An 873-nucleotide genomic window follows, 5' to 3' on the forward strand; every position below is an offset into this window, starting at 1 on the left:
ATACAGCGTATGGCCGTTGACGAAGGACGAGGCATCTGACGCCAGAAACACGGCGGCGCCGATCAACTCGTCGACATTGCCCCAGCGCCCGGCCGGCGTGCGCTTTTCCAGCCAGGCGGAAAATTCGGGATTGTCGACCAGCGCCTGGTTCATCTCGGTGCGGAAATAGCCGGGCGCGATCGCATTGATCTGCAGGCCGTGTTTGGCCCAATCGGCGCACATGCCCCTTGTCAGGTTGCGGATCGCGCCCTTGGTGGCGGTGTAGGGCGCGATGTTCGGCCTTGCCAGTTCGCTCTGCACCGAACCGACGTTGATGATCTTGCCCTTGCCGCGCGGGATCATGTGGCGGGCGACCGCCTTGGCTGCATGGAAGGCGCCCGACACATTGGTCTTGAACAGGCGCTCCCATTGCTCCTCGGGAAAGTCCTCGAGCGGGGCGCGGAATTGTATGCCGGCATTGTTGATGAGGATGTCGATGGCGCCGATCTCGGCCTCGATGCGGGCAATGTCCTCATTGACCGCCTGAAAATCGGTGACGTCGAATACCGAGGCGTGCGCCTTGAAGCCGGCGTTGCGCAGCTTTTCGACGGCGCTGTCGATCCTGGCGGCGTCGCGGCCGTTCAGCACCACGCTTGCCCCATGTTCGGCCAGGCCCCGAGCCAGCGCGAAGCCGATGCCCTGGCCGGAGCCGGTCACCAGCGCCAGCCGGCCCTCGAGGCTGAACAGGGAGTTGGCCATCAAACCGTCTTTTGTTTGACCATGATCTCCGCACAAACGGTTCCGTTTGTCCGAGAAAACCGGTTTCCACTTTTCGGGATCATGGTTCTAGTCGCTGCGGCGGAAATTGCGGATGCGGTCGAACAGCACCGCCAG

1 protein-coding gene is annotated in these 873 nt (G+C 62.8%); it reads right to left on the reverse strand.

Going from position 1 to position 873, the window contains the following annotated elements; translation table 11 throughout:
• Window positions 1-738, reverse strand: a 738-nt coding sequence (locus EN969_RS33220) for an SDR family oxidoreductase (RefSeq protein ID WP_127419858.1), incomplete at its 3' end; no start/stop codon positions are given.
• Between the last annotated feature and the right edge of the window lie 135 nt (window positions 739-873).

Origin of the sequence: Mesorhizobium sp. M7A.F.Ca.CA.003.01.2.1 (assembly GCF_003998945.1) — a bacterium.
In the GTDB taxonomy this organism is placed as follows: domain Bacteria; phylum Pseudomonadota; class Alphaproteobacteria; order Rhizobiales; family Rhizobiaceae; genus Mesorhizobium; species Mesorhizobium ciceri.